The 16,323-nt window shown below is 61.0% G+C and carries 16 protein-coding genes; all 16 read left to right on the top strand.

Annotated features, from left to right (window positions below; all coding sequences use genetic code 11):
• Window positions 1-80 precede the first annotated feature (80 nt).
• The 16 genes from dtd to LDN84_RS01365 all read left to right on the top strand — a co-directional run bounded on the left by dtd (window position 81) and on the right by LDN84_RS01365 (window position 16,304).
• Complete coding sequence (gene dtd, locus LDN84_RS01290) at window positions 81-563, top strand: D-aminoacyl-tRNA deacylase (RefSeq protein WP_223907012.1); 483 nt, start codon at window positions 81-83, stop codon at window positions 561-563.
• A 9-nt stretch (window positions 564-572) separates the two neighbouring features.
• Entirely contained in the window at window positions 573-1,727 is a 1,155-nt protein-coding gene (gene rodA / locus LDN84_RS01295) for a rod shape-determining protein RodA (protein ID WP_223907015.1), read from the top strand.
• Window positions 1,728-1,819: 92 nt separating this feature from the next.
• Window positions 1,820-3,280, top strand: a complete 1,461-nt coding sequence (gene tldD / locus LDN84_RS01300) for a metalloprotease TldD (RefSeq protein WP_223907018.1) — start codon at window positions 1,820-1,822, stop codon at window positions 3,278-3,280.
• 209 nt (window positions 3,281-3,489) lie between these two features.
• Entirely contained in the window at window positions 3,490-4,626 is a 1,137-nt protein-coding gene (locus LDN84_RS01305) for a 3-deoxy-7-phosphoheptulonate synthase (protein WP_435405908.1), read from the top strand.
• A 49-nt stretch (window positions 4,627-4,675) separates the two neighbouring features.
• Window positions 4,676-5,050: a DUF2946 family protein gene (locus tag LDN84_RS01310; protein WP_317134824.1), complete on the top strand. Its 375-nt coding sequence runs from the start codon at window positions 4,676-4,678 to the stop codon at window positions 5,048-5,050.
• Between the two features lie 312 nt (window positions 5,051-5,362).
• Window positions 5,363-5,881, top strand: a complete 519-nt coding sequence (locus LDN84_RS01315; RefSeq protein ID WP_223907021.1) for a copper chaperone PCu(A)C — start codon at window positions 5,363-5,365, stop codon at window positions 5,879-5,881.
• Between the two features lie 48 nt (window positions 5,882-5,929).
• On the top strand, window positions 5,930-6,397 hold the full coding sequence (locus tag LDN84_RS01320) for a DUF2946 family protein (RefSeq protein WP_223907024.1): 468 nt from the start codon (window positions 5,930-5,932) through the stop codon (window positions 6,395-6,397).
• A gap of 111 nt (window positions 6,398-6,508) precedes the next feature.
• On the top strand, window positions 6,509-7,027 hold the full coding sequence (locus LDN84_RS01325) for a copper chaperone PCu(A)C (protein WP_223907028.1): 519 nt from the start codon (window positions 6,509-6,511) through the stop codon (window positions 7,025-7,027).
• 49 nt (window positions 7,028-7,076) lie between these two features.
• Window positions 7,077-8,759 (top strand): MbnP family copper-binding protein, encoded by a 1,683-nt coding sequence (locus tag LDN84_RS01330; RefSeq protein WP_223907032.1) that lies wholly within the window; start codon window positions 7,077-7,079, stop codon window positions 8,757-8,759.
• A 4-nt stretch (window positions 8,760-8,763) separates the two neighbouring features.
• Window positions 8,764-9,987 carry a methanobactin export MATE transporter MbnM gene (locus LDN84_RS01335; protein ID WP_223907035.1) on the top strand — a complete coding sequence of 408 codons (1,224 nt, stop codon included), beginning with the start codon at window positions 8,764-8,766 and terminating at the stop codon, window positions 9,985-9,987.
• A gap of 58 nt (window positions 9,988-10,045) precedes the next feature.
• A complete protein-coding gene (locus LDN84_RS01340; RefSeq protein WP_223907039.1) occupies window positions 10,046-10,681 on the top strand; it encodes a cyclic nucleotide-binding domain-containing protein in 636 nt (211 codons plus the stop codon).
• 32 nt (window positions 10,682-10,713) lie between these two features.
• Window positions 10,714-12,927: a TonB-dependent receptor gene (locus LDN84_RS01345; protein ID WP_223907042.1), complete on the top strand. Its 2,214-nt coding sequence runs from the start codon at window positions 10,714-10,716 to the stop codon at window positions 12,925-12,927.
• Between the two features lie 48 nt (window positions 12,928-12,975).
• Window positions 12,976-14,400, top strand: a complete 1,425-nt coding sequence (locus LDN84_RS01350; protein WP_223907045.1) for a hypothetical protein — start codon at window positions 12,976-12,978, stop codon at window positions 14,398-14,400.
• Between the two features lie 82 nt (window positions 14,401-14,482).
• On the top strand, window positions 14,483-15,172 hold the full coding sequence (locus LDN84_RS01355) for an energy transducer TonB (protein WP_223907048.1): 690 nt from the start codon (window positions 14,483-14,485) through the stop codon (window positions 15,170-15,172).
• 4 nt (window positions 15,173-15,176) lie between these two features.
• Window positions 15,177-15,881: a MotA/TolQ/ExbB proton channel family protein gene (locus LDN84_RS01360; RefSeq protein WP_223907051.1), complete on the top strand. Its 705-nt coding sequence runs from the start codon at window positions 15,177-15,179 to the stop codon at window positions 15,879-15,881.
• A 3-nt stretch (window positions 15,882-15,884) separates the two neighbouring features.
• Window positions 15,885-16,304 carry an ExbD/TolR family protein gene (locus LDN84_RS01365; RefSeq protein WP_223907054.1) on the top strand — a complete coding sequence of 140 codons (420 nt, stop codon included), beginning with the start codon at window positions 15,885-15,887 and terminating at the stop codon, window positions 16,302-16,304.
• The last annotated feature ends 19 nt before the right edge of the window (window positions 16,305-16,323 follow it).

A 16,323-nucleotide genomic window follows, 5' to 3' on the forward strand; every position in this document is an offset into this window, starting at 1 on the left:
ATCATTATGCACCCACAAAAGTATTTCAAAGGGATTGAACGGACCATCATGATGATGGCGCACGTGCGTGGAGTGTGCTCATGATGGCCTTGTTGCAGCGCGTGCGTCAGGCGAGCGTGACGATTGACGGCGTGGTGGTCGGTGGCATCCAGGCCGGTTTGCTGGTGTTGCTGTGTGCCGAGCGTGGCGACACCTCTGTTGAAAGCGACAAGCTGCTGGCCAAAATCCTGAAACTGCGTATCTTTAGCGATGCTGCGGGCAAGATGAACCACAGTGTGCAAGACATGGACGGCTTGGGTCAACCCACCAGTGCCGGTGGCCTGCTGGTGGTCAGCCAGTTCACGCTGGCGGCCGATGTGTCTGGCGGTAACCGACCCAGTTTTACCAACGCGGCCCTACCTGATGACGGGCGACGGTTGTACGAGTATTTTGTGGCTCAGGCCAGAACGCTGCATCCGGTGGTGCAAACCGGTGTGTTTGCTGCCGATATGCAGGTGAGCCTGGTCAATGATGGGCCGGTGACGGTGCCACTGCGGGTTCTGCCCAAGCCGATCATTGGATAATCCCGACCTATGTCTTTGGTCTTTGAACGTCCTTCTTTGCTGCGCCGCTTGTCCCCCTTGTTTTCCGGGTTTGATGGGCCACTGGCGTTTGCCGTGTTTCTGTTGGTGTGTGCCGGGCTGCTCATCATGTACTCCTCGGGCTATGACCACGGTACACGCTTTGAGGACCATGCCCGCAACATGCTGATTGCCGGATTCATCATGTTTGTAGTGGCTCAAATACCGCCGCAGCGCCTGATGGCATTGGCTGTTCCGCTCTACATTTTGGGGGTAACCTTGTTGATTGCGGTGGCCGTTTTTGGAGTCACCAGAAAGGGCGCGCGGCGTTGGCTGAATGTCGGTGTGATCATCCAGCCCAGTGAAATTCTCAAGATCGCTATGCCCTTGATGCTGGCCTGGTGGTTTCAAAAACGCGAAGGCCAGTTAAGGTCGTTGGACTTTTTGGTGGCGTTGGTTCTGCTGGCTGTGCCCGCAGCGCTGATCATGAAGCAGCCGGATCTGGGCACGGCCTTGCTGGTTCTTGCGGCTGGTGTGTCGGTGATTTTCTTTGCTGGTTTGGGCTGGAAATGGGTTGCGCCACCGTTGCTCCTTGGGTTGGTGGGCATCACGCTGCTGGTGGTGTTTGAACCAGAGTTGTGTGCTGAGGGTGTGAACTGGCCACTGCTGCATGGCTACCAACAGCAGCGCGTATGCACCTTGCTGGATCCCGGGCGCGACCCCTTGGGCAAGGGCTTTCACATCATCCAGGGCATGATCGCCATTGGCTCAGGCGGCTTTTGGGGCAAGGGGTTCATGCAGGGTACACAAACCCATCTGGAGTTCATCCCGGAGCGCACCACCGACTTCATTTTTGCAGCGTTCTCTGAAGAGTTTGGTCTGTTTGGCAACTTGCTGCTGATTCTGGCGTTCCTCTTCCTGGTGTTGCGTGCCTTGGTGATTGCGCTGGAGGCTCCCACCGTGTTCACCCGCTTGCTGGGCGGTGCCATGGCAATGACCTTCTTTTGCTACGCGTTTGTGAACATGGGCATGGTCAGCGGTATCTTGCCGGTGGTGGGGGTGCCGCTGCCGTTCATCAGTTATGGCGGCACCGCCATGGTGACCTTGGGCCTGGGCTTGGGGGTGCTGATGTCAATCGCCAAATCCAAGCGATTGATCCAATCATGAGCTTGAGGCCACTGCGAACGATACCGCATGGTCCAAGTGGTTGAGTCTGCCGCCTGAGCGTTCAGTTTGGGCTCAAGCCCTAGAATCGTGTGATGATTTCACGCGAACCTACCCTTGAACGCCTTGGCGTTGCCAAATCCCTGTTGCTTACACCTTTCGGGCTCGATGAGTCTCATCTGGCGCGTGCGCTGGCCGAGATCAAGGCACATCAAGTGGATGAGGCTGACCTGTATTTCCAATACACCCGCTCAGAAGGCTGGAGCCTGGAAGAGGGTATTGTCAAAACCGGTTCGTTCTCCATCGATCAGGGTGTTGGTGTGCGGGCGGTCAGTGGCGAGAAAACCGCGTTTGCCTATTCCGACGATATTTCCGAAGCCTCCTTGCTGGATGCTGCCCGGACTGTACGATCCATTGGGGCTGTAGCGCAAGCAGGACGGGCGCGAGTAGCATCCAAAAAGATAGCATCTTCGCGCACTTTGTATGGTGGTCTGGATCCCATCTCCAGTCTGGACAGCACGGCCAAAGTCAAGCTGCTGGAAAAAGTGGAACGTCTGGCCCGTGCCAAAGACCCACGTGTGGCCCAGGTCATGGCCGGGCTGGCGGCGGAATACGACGTGGTGCTGATCGCGCGTGCCGATGGCACGCTGGCTGCCGACGTGCGCCCGCTGGTGCGCCTCTCGGTGACGGTGTTCACCGAGCAAAAAGGCCGCCGTGAAATGGGCTCGGCCGGTGGCGGCGGGCGCTTTGGCTTTGCCTACTTTGACGATGCACTGATTGACCAGTATGTGGATGAAGCCGTGTCCTCCGCACTCACCAATCTGGAGGCCCGTCCCGCCCCAGCGGGGGAAATGACGGTGGTGCTGGGTTCGGGCTGGCCCGGTATTTTGTTGCATGAAGCCATTGGCCACGGACTGGAAGGCGACTTCAACCGCAAAGGTTCCAGCGCCTTCAGTGGCCGTATCGGCCAACGGGTAGCCGCCAAGGGCGTGACGGTGCTGGACGACGGCACCATTGCTGATCGGCGTGGCTCGCTCAACGTGGACGACGAAGGCAACCCCAGCCAGCGCAATGTGCTGATTGAAGACGGCATTCTGAAAGGCTACATCCAGGACAGCATGAACGCCCGCCTGATGGGGGTCCAACCCACCGGCAATGGTCGGCGCGAGAGCTACGCCCATGTGCCGATTCCGCGCATGACCAACACCTACATGCTGGGCGGCGACAAAGCACCGGAAGAAATTGTCGCCAGTATCAAAAAAGGCCTGTACGCCACCAACTTCGGCGGTGGTCAGGTGGACATCACCAGCGGCAAGTTTGTGTTTTCGGCCAGTGTGGCCTATTGGGTGGAAAACGGCAAGATCCAATACCCGGTCAAAGGGGCTACCCTGGTGGGCAGCGGGCCGGAGTGCCTCAAGCGTGTCAGCATGATTGGCAACGACATGAAGCTCGACAGTGGTGTCGGTACCTGTGGCAAGGAAGGCCAGAGTGTGCCGGTCGGTGTCGGCCAGCCCACGCTGCGGCTGGATGGGCTGACGGTAGGTGGCACGGCGTGAGTTGTCAGCAGACACCGAAGCGACTGTGCTACATTCCAACCCCATGAAGTCAGTCAGCTTTTTCTTTAGCTATTTTTGGTTCTCAAGCGCCACCGGCGGTAGAGAGTTCTGAACGTACCCAAACCAAACGTCCTGATCTTCACCAAACCGCCGCTCACCCCGGCGGTTTTTTTTTGTGTATTTGATTCAACTCCAAGAGGATTCGAGCCATGACAAGCAAAGCGATGACCGACAAAGATGCCTGGGGTGCCAGCGCACCAAGCCCTGTGACTGACCGTACCGGCCAGACCGACAACGAACGCATCAAGGAAATCACCGTGTTACCCCCTCCCGAGCATTTGATCCGCTTCTTTCCAATTGTGGGCACACCGGTGGAGAAGATGATCAGCAGTACCCGACGCAACATCCACAAGATCATGGCCGGCAAGGACGACCGCCTGCTGGTGATCATTGGCCCGTGCTCGATCCATGACCCGGCTGCGGCCATCGATTACGCCCGCAAGCTGAAAGAACAGCGCGAAAAATACGCCGACTCGCTGGAAATCGTGATGCGTGTGTATTTTGAAAAACCCCGCACCACTGTCGGCTGGAAAGGCCTGATCAACGACCCCTACCTGGACGAATCCTTCCGCATCGACGAAGGCCTGCGTATTGCCCGTCAGTTGCTGATCGAAATCAACCGCCTGGGCCTGCCTGCAGGCAGCGAATTCCTGGACGTGATTTCCCCCCAATACCTGGGCGACCTGATTTCCTGGGGCGCGATTGGTGCACGCACCACCGAAAGCCAGGTGCACCGCGAACTGGCCTCCGGCCTGTCGGCCCCGATTGGCTTCAAGAACGGCACCGATGGCAACATCAAAATTGCCACCGATGCGATTCAGGCCGCCGCCGGGGGGCACCACTTTTTGTCGGTGCACAAAAACGGCCAGGTGGCGATTGTGCAGACCAACGGCAACAAGGATTGCCACGTGATCCTGCGCGGTGGCAAGGCTCCCAACTACGATGCCGCCAGCGTCCAAGCTGCCTGCGACGAGCTGAGCAAAGCCAAGCTGCCCGCCACGCTGATGGTCGACTGCAGCCATGCCAACAGCAGCAAGCAGCACGAGAAGCAACTCGACGTGGCACGTGACATTGCCAGCCAGATTGCCAGCGGCTCGCACCAGGTGTTTGGTGTGATGGTGGAAAGCCATTTGACTGCCGGGGCGCAAAAATTCACCCCTGGCAAAGACAAAACCGACAAGCTCGAATACGGCAAGAGCATCACCGATGCCTGCCTGGGCTGGGACGATTCGCTGGCTTGCCTGGAGGTGTTGTCCCAAGCCGTGCTGGCCCGCCGCGCACGCTGAGCCCAGGCTGTTTGGGGGCGCGTATTTGGCAATGTCATAATCGCGCCCCATGAACCCCCTGCATTTCTTGCGCAACTCACCCTGGCTGGCCCGTCTGGCCCTGCTGTGGTTTGCCATGACGCTGGGGGTGGCCGTGGCCTCACCCATGGTTCATCCGCATGAAGAGCTGGTCATCTGCACCGGCGCCGGCATGCTCAAGGTGGTGCTGGCCGACGATGGCACGGTCACCACCGCTGCCACCTCCGACACCAGCGATGGGCTTTTCTGCCCTTTGTGTATGGTGGGTACTGCACCGGCCCCCCTGGTTTTCAACACCGTCGAACCCCCGCAGCCCTTGAGCCATGTGCTGCAAACCATTCCGGCAGCACGTATTGCCGCACTCACTGCCGCGCCGCTGCCTGCGCGTGGCCCACCACACGCCTGAACCTGTTTGCTCTTGTTTCAAGAGCTGCCCAGGTAGTCTGCGTAAGCGCTAGAGCCTGATTTCATGAAGATTTGACGACACATGGCCGTTGGCCGTGACCACCCATCGGGAGGTGGGATGCGTCAAGCCCTGAATCCGTTTGCACCGCGCCCGCACACCACTCTGCAGGAACCCGTTGGCCGATTTTGAGCACGGCGACGGTCATTAGATCGCTATATATTTTATAGCTATTGACGCTTGTTAAATAAGCGTTAGAGCTATAAAACATGTTTAATCCGGTCGTTTTGACCCTGTCACCCAGAAGGAAATCCCATGAAATTCAAATCATTGATCACTGCCGTGGCCCTGGCCACTTCCACACTGTGCGCTTTGGCCCAGAGTGAAGCCGTGGAGGTGCAGAACGCCTGGGCGCGTGCCACCGTCAAAGGCCAGATGGCTACCGGGGCCTTCATGACCCTGACCGCCAAAAGTGGCTCCAAATTGGTTGGTGCCGCTTCACCAGTGGCCGGTGTGGCCCAGGTGCATGAGATGAAGATGGACGGCGGCGTGATGAAAATGGCCGAGGTCAAAGGTGGCCTGGAGCTGCCCGCCGGCAAAGCGGTGGAGCTCAAACCCGGTGGTTTTCATGTGATGTTGATGGATCTGAAAGCCCCCTTGATGAAAGATGGCACGGTTCCTTTGACGCTGACTTTCAAGGATGGCAAAGGGGTTGAGAGCAAGCAGGAACTCAGCCTGCCGGTGCTCATGAGTGCCCCCGGTGGTATGGGCAAGCCTGCCATGGACCATTCCATGCACAACATGTCAGGTGGCCAACCGGCCGCCAAGCCTTAAACCTCTTGTATTGACCAACGGTCAGCCCATCCGCGTGCACTTTTTGCCATGATGCTCACCCGCCCGCCCCGAGCCACCGCTCTGCCACGCCGCCCCTGGGTGTTGTGGCTGGCGCTTGGGTTGGCGCTGTTTGGCGCGCTGGCTCCCACGGTGTCGCATGCGTTGCAGTGGGCGCGTGGTGGTGCCACGGCGGGGCTGATCGAGATTTGTACCACCAGCGGGCCGCGCTGGATGGCCTTGCCCGCAGTCCAGGACGTGGCCAGCACAAGCGCACAGGATGAGCAGGAGGCCTCGTCGGCCCCCTCGGAGTCTTTGCGCGGCTCTGGTCTGCCGGTGGTGCTGGAGCATTGCCCGTTTTGTTTGCTGATGGCCGACCGATGGGCACCACCGAGCCAGCCCTCCACCCTGTTTTTGGCCGTACCCGGTCATGCCGTGGTGCCCGTGTCCGCTGCACCCGGTTTCCTGCCTGCCCGGATCATCGCGGCAGCGCCCCCCCGCGGCCCGCCCGCGCTCTGAGTTTCTTTCCCTCACCTTGGTTGTGCAGCTGTGCCTGCCTCCAGGGTTTGCTGCGTGCTGGCCGCACAGCGCCGGATACGCCATTTTTGGCCATGAACTCAGGACTCCATGATGAAATTTTCAGAACTTGCGCTGCTGCGCTGGGCGACCCACCTCCACATCGGCCTCGCCCTGGCGCTGCTGCTGTGGCTGGCTTGTCTGCCCAGCGCCGTTCACGCCCACGGCGTGGCGGCGGGGGACTTGCAGCTGGATCACCCCTACGCCGTGCCCAGCGCACCGGGCGAGCCGCATGGCAAGGCCTATTTGCGTGGCATCAAAAATGCCGGAATCCAGGCTGAAAAGTTGTTGGGTGCCAGCACACCGGCGGCCGCCAAAGTGGTGTTGCACAGTCTTAAGCCCGATGCCCGTGGCCTGATTGGCCAACCGGTTGAGGCCATCGAACTGCCGGCCAAAACGCTTACTCCACTGCGCCACACCGGCGACTACCAGCTCACGCTGATTGACCTCAAAGCTCCCCTGAAAGAGGGGGACCGGTTCGACCTGACGCTGAACTTTGAACACGCCGGGACAAAGACCGTCAAGGTCTGGGTGCAAACGCCGCGGGATTCAGCGGCTGCACATGTCCATTGAGCCCTGAACTGACGTTTTATCTCTCCCCATTTATTGACTGGATTTTCAAATGACACTGATTTTTAAACCTGCTCTCGCGATCAGCCTGATCACTGCTGCTGTATTAACCGCTTGTGGCGGTGGTGGCGGTAGCGGTGGCGGTGGCGCAACAACTCTTTCCTTGTCAGGCGTGGTGGCCGACGGCTACCTGGGTGGGGCCAAGGTTTGCCTGGACAAGAATGAAAACACCGTCTGTGATGCTGGCGAGCCCTCTGCCACCACTGGCGCAGATGGCAAATACACCATCCCTGGCATCACCGCAGGTGATGAGGCCAAATACCCCCTCGTGGCCGAAGTGCCCGCTACCGCGACCGACTCTGACTTTACTGGTACCGTGGGCAAAGCCTTTGTGCTGACCACGCCCAAGGGCAACACCACGGTGACACCACTGAGCTCGTTGGTGCACCAGGAATTGCAGGCCACGCCAGCACTGAGCGCGGCTTCGGCTTCGGTGAACGTGAAAACAGCCTTGAACATCGCGTCCGATCCGTTGGCCGACTACATTGCCAAGCCTGATGCGGACGCACATATCCGCGCCCAGATGATCACCCAAAGCTTGAAAAACAACGCGGATGTGGTCGGCGGTGGCTCGACCGCGCAGAAAAAAGACCTGCAAGGTGTGTTGCTGACAATGGCCAAACAGGCGGTGGTTGCCGCTGCACCTGCAGCAGGCGCCTCGGCCCCCGCCACCGTTCCGGTGGTGGGTGTGGAAGATGCCAACACAGTGCGCGCCACGCTGGCCAGCAAACTGACCACCGGCGCCGCCACACAGGCCGTGACGGTTAACTTTGACGTGGTGAACGGCGCAACTTCCATCAAAGCCTGTGACGCGGTCACGCTGCCCAACGTGCAGCGCTGGGATCAATCCAAGCTGACAGGAGCGCCCCCGAGCGCTGCCACCTTGCTGGCCACACCCGGTGCTGCGCAGTCCACGGCTGGCCAGTTTGTGGACATCCGCTTCTACATCTCCAACGTGCTGCTGTGGGATGCCGCTGGCAATGCCGTACCGCTGGTAATGACCGAAGATGCCAGCCAGGCCAAAAACCTGGCGCTGCTGGACTTTGGCTACAACACGGCGGCGGCTGGCGCACCCACGTGCACCGCCACCTACAAGACTGCGATCACCGGCAAGGTGGTGCCGGGCAGCTACACCGGTATTTCCTTCACGGTGGGGGTGCCTGTTCGCTCGGCAGATTTGACGACCAAGCTCAACCATGTGAATGTGGCTGATCCGGCATCGCCTGCGCCGCTGCAAACCGCGGCCATGAGCTGGACATGGCAAGGTGGGCGTAAATTCATCAAAATCGACTTCAGACCCGACACGCCTTCCAAGAAATTTGCAGCGGGTGTTGTGGGTACCAATGCGATTGCCAATACACACATTGGCTCTACAGGTTGCGCGGGTAATCCTGCCGCGGGCGCACCGGAAACCGCTTGCACCAACGCCAACCGCCTGGGCATCAAGTTCGATGCCTTCAACGCCACGTCACAAAAGGTGGTGCTGGATGTCGCCAAATTGTTCAAAGACACTGACCTGACTTATGAAGGTGGCGGTGCGCCTGGCTGCATGTCTGCTACCACTGACCCCGAGTGCGCACCGATCTTCAAGGCCCTGGGTCTTGGATTCACAGGCGTCATCGGCGGCCGTACTTTGACCGGTGCGGATGTGCAAACCGTTTTCAGCGTCAGGTAAGCCGATGAACAAACCAGCCCTGACCTTGGTCGGGCTGGCCGCTACAGCCGTAGCGGCTGGCCTGCTGGCCCTCGGGGTGATTCCTTCGCCGTTCCTGGCCAAGGACTCACCCGCCGTGCCCCCTTCTACAAACAGCGATTGGCACTGGAATCTGCCCAAGGGCTTCCCCGAGCCGCTGGTACCTGCCGACAACCCGATGTCCGAGGCCAAGTTCCAGCTCGGCCGCCACCTGTTCTTTGACACACGCCTGTCGGGCAACGGCAGCATGGGTTGCGGCTCCTGCCATTTCCAGAACCTGGCCTTCACCGATGGCAAGCCGGTGGCGACCGGCTCCACCGGCGATGTGACTGCGCGTGGGGCCATGAGCATTGCCAACGTGGCCTATTACCCCACGCTGACCTGGGCCAACCCCTCACAGTACACATTGGAAATCCAGGCCGGTGTGCCGATGTTTGTTGAAAACCTGGCGGTCGAGCTGGGCATCAACGACGAGAACAAGGCGGCGGTGCTGGCGCGTTTCCAGAACGATGCCGACTACCAGCGCCGCTTCCAGGAGGTGTTCCCGGGCGAGCCGATCAACTTCATGAACATCGTCAAGGCAATTGCGGCCTTTGAGCGCGGGGTGATTTCCGGCAATTCACGCTTTGACCAGGCGCAAGCTGGTACCACACACCTGTCAGAGGCCGAAGAGCGCGGACGCAAACTGTTTTTCAGCGAGCAGGCGCAATGCTCCACCTGCCACAGCGGTTTCAATTTCTCTGACCAGACGGTGTCTGCCGCGGCACCCCAGTCGAACCAGCCGTTTCACAACACCGGCCTGTACAACGTGGATGGCAAGGGGGCTTACCCCGACAGCAACCCCGGCGTGATCGGTGTCATGCCCCAAGATGCTTCCAACATGGGCAAGTTCCGTGTGCCAAGCTTGCGCAACATCGAAGTCACCGCCCCCTACATGCATGACGGCAGCATCACCACACTGCAAGACGTGCTGGCGTTTTATGCCGCAGGTGGGCGCGACATCACGTCTGGGCCCTATCAGGGGGATGGCCGCCACAACCCGTTCAAGGACGCGCGGCTGGACAAGATCCGGCTGAGCCAGGCCGAGCAGGCCGACCTCATCGCCTTCCTGAAAACCCTGACCGACCAGGCGTTCTTGAACAACCCCAGGTTTGCAGACCCGTTCAAAACCCCGTCATCATCAACTCGTCAATCACTAGCGAAACAATAGCTTCTTGCGCTTGTATATCAAGGGCTAGAGGCCAATTTGTATGTAAAAAGGAGAGACCATGAACAACTCAAGCAGTCCATCACCCAACCGCATGCTCAACGCGCGTGATGCCTTGTCCAGGCAAGACCTCAAGCAGATGTGGCGTGTGCAGTCGGGCGCACTGCGCCTTGACAGTGCCGCGGGTGACGAGGCCAGCCGGTTCATGCGTCTGGCCCTGCCCGGTGATGTGATTGGTGTCGAGCAATGGGTCGGCACCGACGACAGTCTGGCCATGCGTGCCCTGACCCCCGTGTGCCTGGCGCCGGTGCTGGCCGAAGGGGCCGAGATGATGGCCCTGCTGATGGAAACCGTGGTGGTGGCGCACCAGCGCTGCCGCGAGGTGGTCAGCCTGCGCACCGGGCCGGTGTCGCAGCGTGTGAAATGCCTGCTGCTGATGTTTGCCGACAGTGTGAACCCGGATGCCAAAACCACCGCGGAGTGTGCCTTGCCCCATCTGAGCGACATGGCTGACATTCTGGACGCGGCCCCTGAAACGGTCTCGCGTGTGTTCAGCAGCATGCGCAAGCTTGACTACCTGCAAGACCGCAAGCCGCACAAAGCCAGCTTCAGCAGCCTGGCCTTGCGCGCCCAGGCCTTGATTCCCGGCATGACCGCCAGCTCGGCAATACATCGCAGCCAGATGGCTACAGCCTGATCCACCACCACCCACGGCCTGACCACAACCGCATGAATACCAGCTTCTCCCTGAATAGGCCCTTTCGCCTGACCGCCCTGGCCACCCTGTTGACCTCCCTGCCGTTTGCCGTAGCCTCCCAGGAGGTGACGGTGTTGAGCGAGGTCACGGTCACGGCGAGCAAAATTTCGCCTTTGGGGGCGACGGAAACGCCCCATGCCCATTTGGCCTCGCAGCGTGCGGCCACCAGCGACAGTGCCCGGCTGTTGCAGGATATTCCTGGCCTCAGCCTGTACGGTGCAGGGGGTGTCTCCAGCCTGCCGGCCATTCACGGCCTGGCTGATGACCGCCTGCGTATCCAGGTGGATGGCATGGACTTGGTGGCCGCCTGCCCGAACCACATGAACTCGGCGCTGTCCTACATCGACCCGACCCGCGTCGGCAGCATCACGGTGTTTGCCGGTATCACCCCGGTGAGTGTGGGCGGGGACAGTCTGGGCGGCACAATTGCGGTCAATTCCGCACCGCCGGAGTTTGCCCAGAGTGCCGATCAGGTGACCGCCAAGGGTCTGTTGGGCACGTTTTACCGCAGCAACGGCGGTGCCAGTGGGCTCAACGCCGGGGCTACCCTGGTAGGGCAAAACCTGAGTCTGACCTACAGCGGGGCCAGCGCCAAAGCGTCCAACTACAGCGCGGGTGCTGACTTCAAAGCTGCAGGCCCAGGCACGACAGGTGGTCCCTGGCTGGCGGCCAACGAGGTGGCCTCGAGCCACTACACCACCGAAAACCATGACCTCGGCATCGCCCTGCGGCGTGACAAACACATGCTGCAGCTCAATATAGGCACCCAGAACCTGCCGTTTGAAGGCTTCCCCAACCAGCGCATGGACATGACCGGCAACCAAAGCACCCAGCTCAACCTGCGCTACACCGGCCAGTTTGACTGGGGCAAGTTGATCGCCCGTGCCTACGGCCAGAACACCGAGCATTTCATGAACATGGGGCCAGACCGCTTCAGCTACGGGCTGCTTGGCATGCCCATGAACACCAGCGCCAAAACCCGTGGGGTGCTGCTGCAAGCCGAAACGGCGCTGTCCGAGCGCGACATTGTCAAAGCCGGGCTGGAGTCCCAAACCTACACCTTGTACGACTGGTGGCCACAAGCCGGTGGGGTGATGGGCCCGCGTACTTTCTGGAATGTGGACTACGGCACACGCGACCGGCTCGGGGCCTTTGCCGAGTGGGAGGCCCAGTGGAACCCGCAATGGCTGAGCCTGATCGGCCTGCGCAGCGAGACCGTGAAAAGTGACGCAGGCCCGGTGCAAGGCTACAACGCCCAGGCCATCTGGGCCACGGACGCAGCCAGTTTCAACGCGCAAAACCGCCAGCGTACCGACAACAACCTGGATTTCACCGCCCTGGCCCGCTACACCCCAGAAGACCGCCGCAGTTTTGAGCTTGGCCTGGCCCGCAAAACCCACTCGCCCAACCTGTACCAGCGTTACCCCTGGTCGACCCAGCCGATGGCGACGCTGATGAACAACTTTGTGGGTGACGGCAATGGCTACGTCGGCAACCTGAACCTCAAGCCTGAGGTGGCCCACACCCTGAGTGCTAGCGGCGACTGGCACGCTGCCGACACCACCCAATGGGGCTTCAAGGCTACAGGCTATGTCACCTGGGTGCAAGACTTCATCGATGCCCAGCGCTGCGCCATCGGCCAGTGTGGTGGTGCGGCCAACCTCAGCGCCACCAGCGGCTTTGTCAACCTGCAGTACGTCAACCAGTCAGCCCGGCTGTATGGTCTGGACTTGTCCGGCCACCTGCTGCTGGGCTCCAGTGCCGACTGGGGCCGCTTCAAGGGTACAGGGGTGTTGAGCTACGTGAACGGCAGCAACCAGACCACCGGCGACAACTTGCACAACATCATGCCGATCAACACCACACTGGCCTTGCAGCAGAGCCTGGGCGCATGGACCCACACCGCTGAAGTGCAGTTGGTGGCCGCCAAAACCCGGGTCTCGCAAGTGCGTAATGAAGTGCCCACCGCCGGTTACAGCCTGTTCAACCTGCGCAGCAGTTATGAGACCAAGCAGCTCAGGCTGGATCTGGGCATTGAGAACCTGTTCAACCGGTTTTATGCCATGCCGCTGGGCGGCGCTTATCTGGGCCAGGGCGCGTCCATGACCAGCCTGGGCATTCCGTGGGGCGTGGTGGTGCCGGGTCTGGGCCGCTCTATCCATGTGGCGCTGAGCCTGCGCTTTTAGTCCCTCCCCCCAACACCCTCTGTAGCTTGTCAATTTTTGAAAAATACCATGTACGTCCCACTCCAAGACTCCAGAACCGTCCTGCCACTGCGGCTAGTCAGCTTGTTGGCCACCTGCCTGCTGGTGGCCTGTGGCGGCGGTGGCAACGGCCCGGCCATCCAGGCCACACCACAAACCATTGTTTTTGCTGCAGCACCCAGCTTGGTGCTGGGGGGCTCTGCCACCGTTTCCGCCCACGCCAGCAGCGGCCTGGCGGTGAGTTACAGCAGCAGCACGCCAGGTTTGTGCAGCGTCAACACCAGCACCGGCCTGGTCAGCAGCCTGGTGGCCGGCACTTGCGTGATTGCAGCGGACCAGTCGGGCAATGACCAGTTTGCCCCGGCCACGCAAGCCACCCAAAGCCTCGTGGTGCAGGCCAGTCCGGTGCAAAGCATCCGTTTTGGTGCCGCACCCGTGCTGACTTTGTACGGTACGGCCACGGTATCGGCTACGGCAACTTCCGGCCTGGCGGTGAACTACAGCAGCAGCACACCAACGGTGTGCAGCGTCAACAGCAGCACCGGTGAGGTGACCGATCTGGCGGCGGGTGACTGCACCATCATCGCCAGTCAGCCGGGCAATGCCAGCGTCAACGCTGCGCCGCAAGTCAGTCAAACCCTGCGCGTGGCCAACTCCAACGTGCCCGCCACGGTGCCCGGTGCGCCCACCGCCGTGTCGGCCAGCCTGGGCACGGTGGCCCAGACGGTGCTGGTCAGCTTCAGCGGCCCGGCTACCAGTGGCGGCAGCCCGATCACCCAGTACAGCGTGAGCTCGGTTCCGGCCGGGCTCTCGGCCTCCGGCGCGGCTTCGCCCCTGACGGTGAGCTGCCCCAGCACCTGCGCCGGTTATGCCTTTGCCGTGCAGGCCAGCAACAGTGTGGGCAGCGGAGCCTTGTCGGCAGCGGCCCCGGTGCTGACGGCTTACAAGGTCACGGCCCGCTGGTTTGAGCCCGACACCCAGCCCAATGACAGCATCTTCACCGGCAGCTTCATGCTGAATTCCACCAGCCAAACCGTCACCGGTTTGAGCGGCTCGCTGACCGAGTCCATGACCGGCCCACCGATGACCACCGTGCCGCTGGTGTACCAGTTGTCTGCCCTCAGCGATGGTGCGGGTGGGTTGACGGTCACCAGCTTTGCCCTGAACACCACCCACGTGTTTGCCGAGGGTGGTTTTGCCGCCAATTCGCAGGGTCTGTATTACGGCTATCCGGCGGCGAAAAATCCGGCTGCCGGTGGTGTGGGCAACGCCTTTGCCACGATTTATGTGAATCTGGCCAACCCCACGGCCCCATTGACCCCAGCCCAGATCAACCAACTGGCCTACGGCGACTGCTTTGCCGGGGGCATGATGGGGAGCACCTGCATGACCGGTTATGCGGGCATCGGCACCATGGGTGGGTATCCGGTGGCGCAGAGCATCACAAGGCAGTGAGCTGGCAGCGAAGTGGCCTAATCCGTTCGACCTAGGTTCAAAGAGCGGTGAGAATCGCACCTTGCGCCACGATGTGATGGCGATGACTGACAAACTGATGAACTTGATTGGACAACGACTGGCTGGTTTGCTGCTGGTGCTGGCGTTACACGCCGGTGTCTTCTATGCTCTGTGGAGCGCCCGGCTGCTTCCCGCGCCCACCGATACGGCCACGCTGTTTGTCAGCTTCATTGCGCCACCAGAAGAGAAAAAATCACCAGAACTCCAGCGGGCACCTGTTCCCCCGTCCAAACAGCAGCAGCGCCCCGTCGCGCCACCCCAGCCCCGCCAACTGGTTGCAGAAACCCCGGTGACGGCCCCCACTGATCCTGTGGCCCCTGCGCCGCCACCCAAGCCCATTCAGGCCCCGGTGGTGCTTGCCCCTGTACCCGTGGCTGCGGCCCCGGCACCAGCCATCGCGGCACCCTTGCCTGTGGGGCCGGTGGCCTTGTCATCTGAGTTGTCAGTGATTTGCCCGCATCATCCTGATCGGCGCTATCCCAATATGTCGATCCGCCTGGGGGAAGAGGGACGGGTGGTGGTGCAGGTGGAGCTGAGCGAGACCGGCCAAATCACCTCTGCCCAGGTGCAAAGCTCCAGCGGTTTCGAGCGCCTGGACAATGCGGCACTGGCCGCAGTGCGCACCTGGCGCTGCACGCCCGCCACCCGCAATGGCCAGCCGGTGCGGGCCACTGCGCTGCAACCGTTTAAATTTGAGCTTAAAGGAAACTGAACTGATGGAACAAGTCGCCGTTGAAGGCCTGGGCTTTGCCCACTTTTTGAGCCAGACCGACAGCATGGGCCGGGTCGTGCTGGGCATCTTGCTGCTGCTGTCGGTGGCCAGTTGGTATCTGATCCTGACCCGCGCCCTGGCCAACACCTTGGCGCAGCGCCGCGCCGATGCGTTTGTGAAGCAGTTCTGGCAAGCCCCGACGCTGGAGCAGGCTGCCGCTGCCTTGCGAGATCACCCGGCCGACAACGCATTTGCCGAGCTGGTGCAAAAGTCGCTCGATGCCATGGCCGACAGCCACCATGACAGCCTGGCGGTGGCCGGTGGCATGGGCGAATACCTCACCCGCACGCTGGGCAATCAGGTGGATCTGGAAGCGGCCCGCTCCGAATACGGCCTGACGGTGCTGGCCTCGGCCGGATCAGCCGCGCCCTACGTGGGGCTGTTTGGCACGGTCTGGGGCATCTACCACGCGCTGGTGCAAATCGGCCTGAGCGGACAGGGCACGCTCGACAAGGTGGCGGGCCCCGTGGGTGAGGCGCTGATCATGACGGCGCTGGGGCTGGCGGTGGCGATACCCGCCGTGCTGGCCTACAACGCCTTCAACCGGCGCAACCGCATGTGGCTGGCGCGGCTGGAGTCGTTCTCGCATGACCTCTACGTGTTGCTGACCATCAAGACCGGCAGCAGCAGCACGGCTCGCCAGGAGTAAGCCATGGCTGGGCGCAATTTCAGACGCTACCGCGACAAACCCCCGATGGCCGACATGAACGTGGTGCCGCTGGTGGACGTGATGCTGGTGTTGCTGGTGATCTTCATCGTGACCGCGCCACTGCTGACCCACTCGGTCAAGATCGACCTGCCCAAAGCTTCTAGCAACGTCAACATCACCAAACCGGCACACATTGAATTGGCCATTCGCGAAAACGGTGATTTGTTCTGGAATGGTGAGCCTGTACCGCAGGAGGCGTTGGCCCCGCGTTTTGCTCAGGAAGCGGCCAAACAACCCCAGCCGGAAGTACACATCCGCGCGGATCGGCATGTGTTTTACGAAAAGGTGGCCCAGGTGATGGCGGCTGCGGCCAAGGCCGGTTTGGTGCGCATCGGGTTTGTGTCGGAACCTGCAAGCAAATAAGCCTGTAGTGCTTGCTTTA

Origin of the sequence: Rhodoferax lithotrophicus, from assembly GCF_019973615.1 — a bacterium.
Classification (GTDB): domain Bacteria; phylum Pseudomonadota; class Gammaproteobacteria; order Burkholderiales; family Burkholderiaceae_C; genus Rhodoferax; species Rhodoferax lithotrophicus.

Excerpts from the sequence above, each read along its gene's own strand:
- dtd (WP_223907012.1), top strand. The coding sequence starts at position 81 with ATGATGGCCTTGTTGCAGCGCGTGCGTCAGGCGAGCGTGACGATTGAC.
- rodA (WP_223907015.1), top strand. The coding sequence starts at position 573 with ATGTCTTTGGTCTTTGAACGTCCTTCTTTGCTGCGCCGCTTGTCCCCC.
- tldD (WP_223907018.1), top strand. The coding sequence starts at position 1,820 with ATGATTTCACGCGAACCTACCCTTGAACGCCTTGGCGTTGCCAAATCC.
- LDN84_RS01305 (WP_435405908.1), top strand. The coding sequence starts at position 3,490 with ATGACAAGCAAAGCGATGACCGACAAAGATGCCTGGGGTGCCAGCGCA.
- LDN84_RS01310 (WP_317134824.1), top strand. The coding sequence starts at position 4,676 with ATGAACCCCCTGCATTTCTTGCGCAACTCACCCTGGCTGGCCCGTCTG.
- LDN84_RS01315 (WP_223907021.1), top strand. The coding sequence starts at position 5,363 with ATGAAATTCAAATCATTGATCACTGCCGTGGCCCTGGCCACTTCCACA.
- LDN84_RS01320 (WP_223907024.1), top strand. The coding sequence starts at position 5,930 with ATGATGCTCACCCGCCCGCCCCGAGCCACCGCTCTGCCACGCCGCCCC.
- LDN84_RS01325 (WP_223907028.1), top strand. The coding sequence starts at position 6,509 with ATGAAATTTTCAGAACTTGCGCTGCTGCGCTGGGCGACCCACCTCCAC.
- LDN84_RS01330 (WP_223907032.1), top strand. The coding sequence starts at position 7,077 with ATGACACTGATTTTTAAACCTGCTCTCGCGATCAGCCTGATCACTGCT.
- LDN84_RS01335 (WP_223907035.1), top strand. The coding sequence starts at position 8,764 with ATGAACAAACCAGCCCTGACCTTGGTCGGGCTGGCCGCTACAGCCGTA.
- LDN84_RS01340 (WP_223907039.1), top strand. The coding sequence starts at position 10,046 with ATGAACAACTCAAGCAGTCCATCACCCAACCGCATGCTCAACGCGCGT.
- LDN84_RS01345 (WP_223907042.1), top strand. The coding sequence starts at position 10,714 with ATGAATACCAGCTTCTCCCTGAATAGGCCCTTTCGCCTGACCGCCCTG.
- LDN84_RS01350 (WP_223907045.1), top strand. The coding sequence starts at position 12,976 with ATGTACGTCCCACTCCAAGACTCCAGAACCGTCCTGCCACTGCGGCTA.
- LDN84_RS01355 (WP_223907048.1), top strand. The coding sequence starts at position 14,483 with ATGACTGACAAACTGATGAACTTGATTGGACAACGACTGGCTGGTTTG.
- LDN84_RS01360 (WP_223907051.1), top strand. The coding sequence starts at position 15,177 with ATGGAACAAGTCGCCGTTGAAGGCCTGGGCTTTGCCCACTTTTTGAGC.
- LDN84_RS01365 (WP_223907054.1), top strand. The coding sequence starts at position 15,885 with ATGGCTGGGCGCAATTTCAGACGCTACCGCGACAAACCCCCGATGGCC.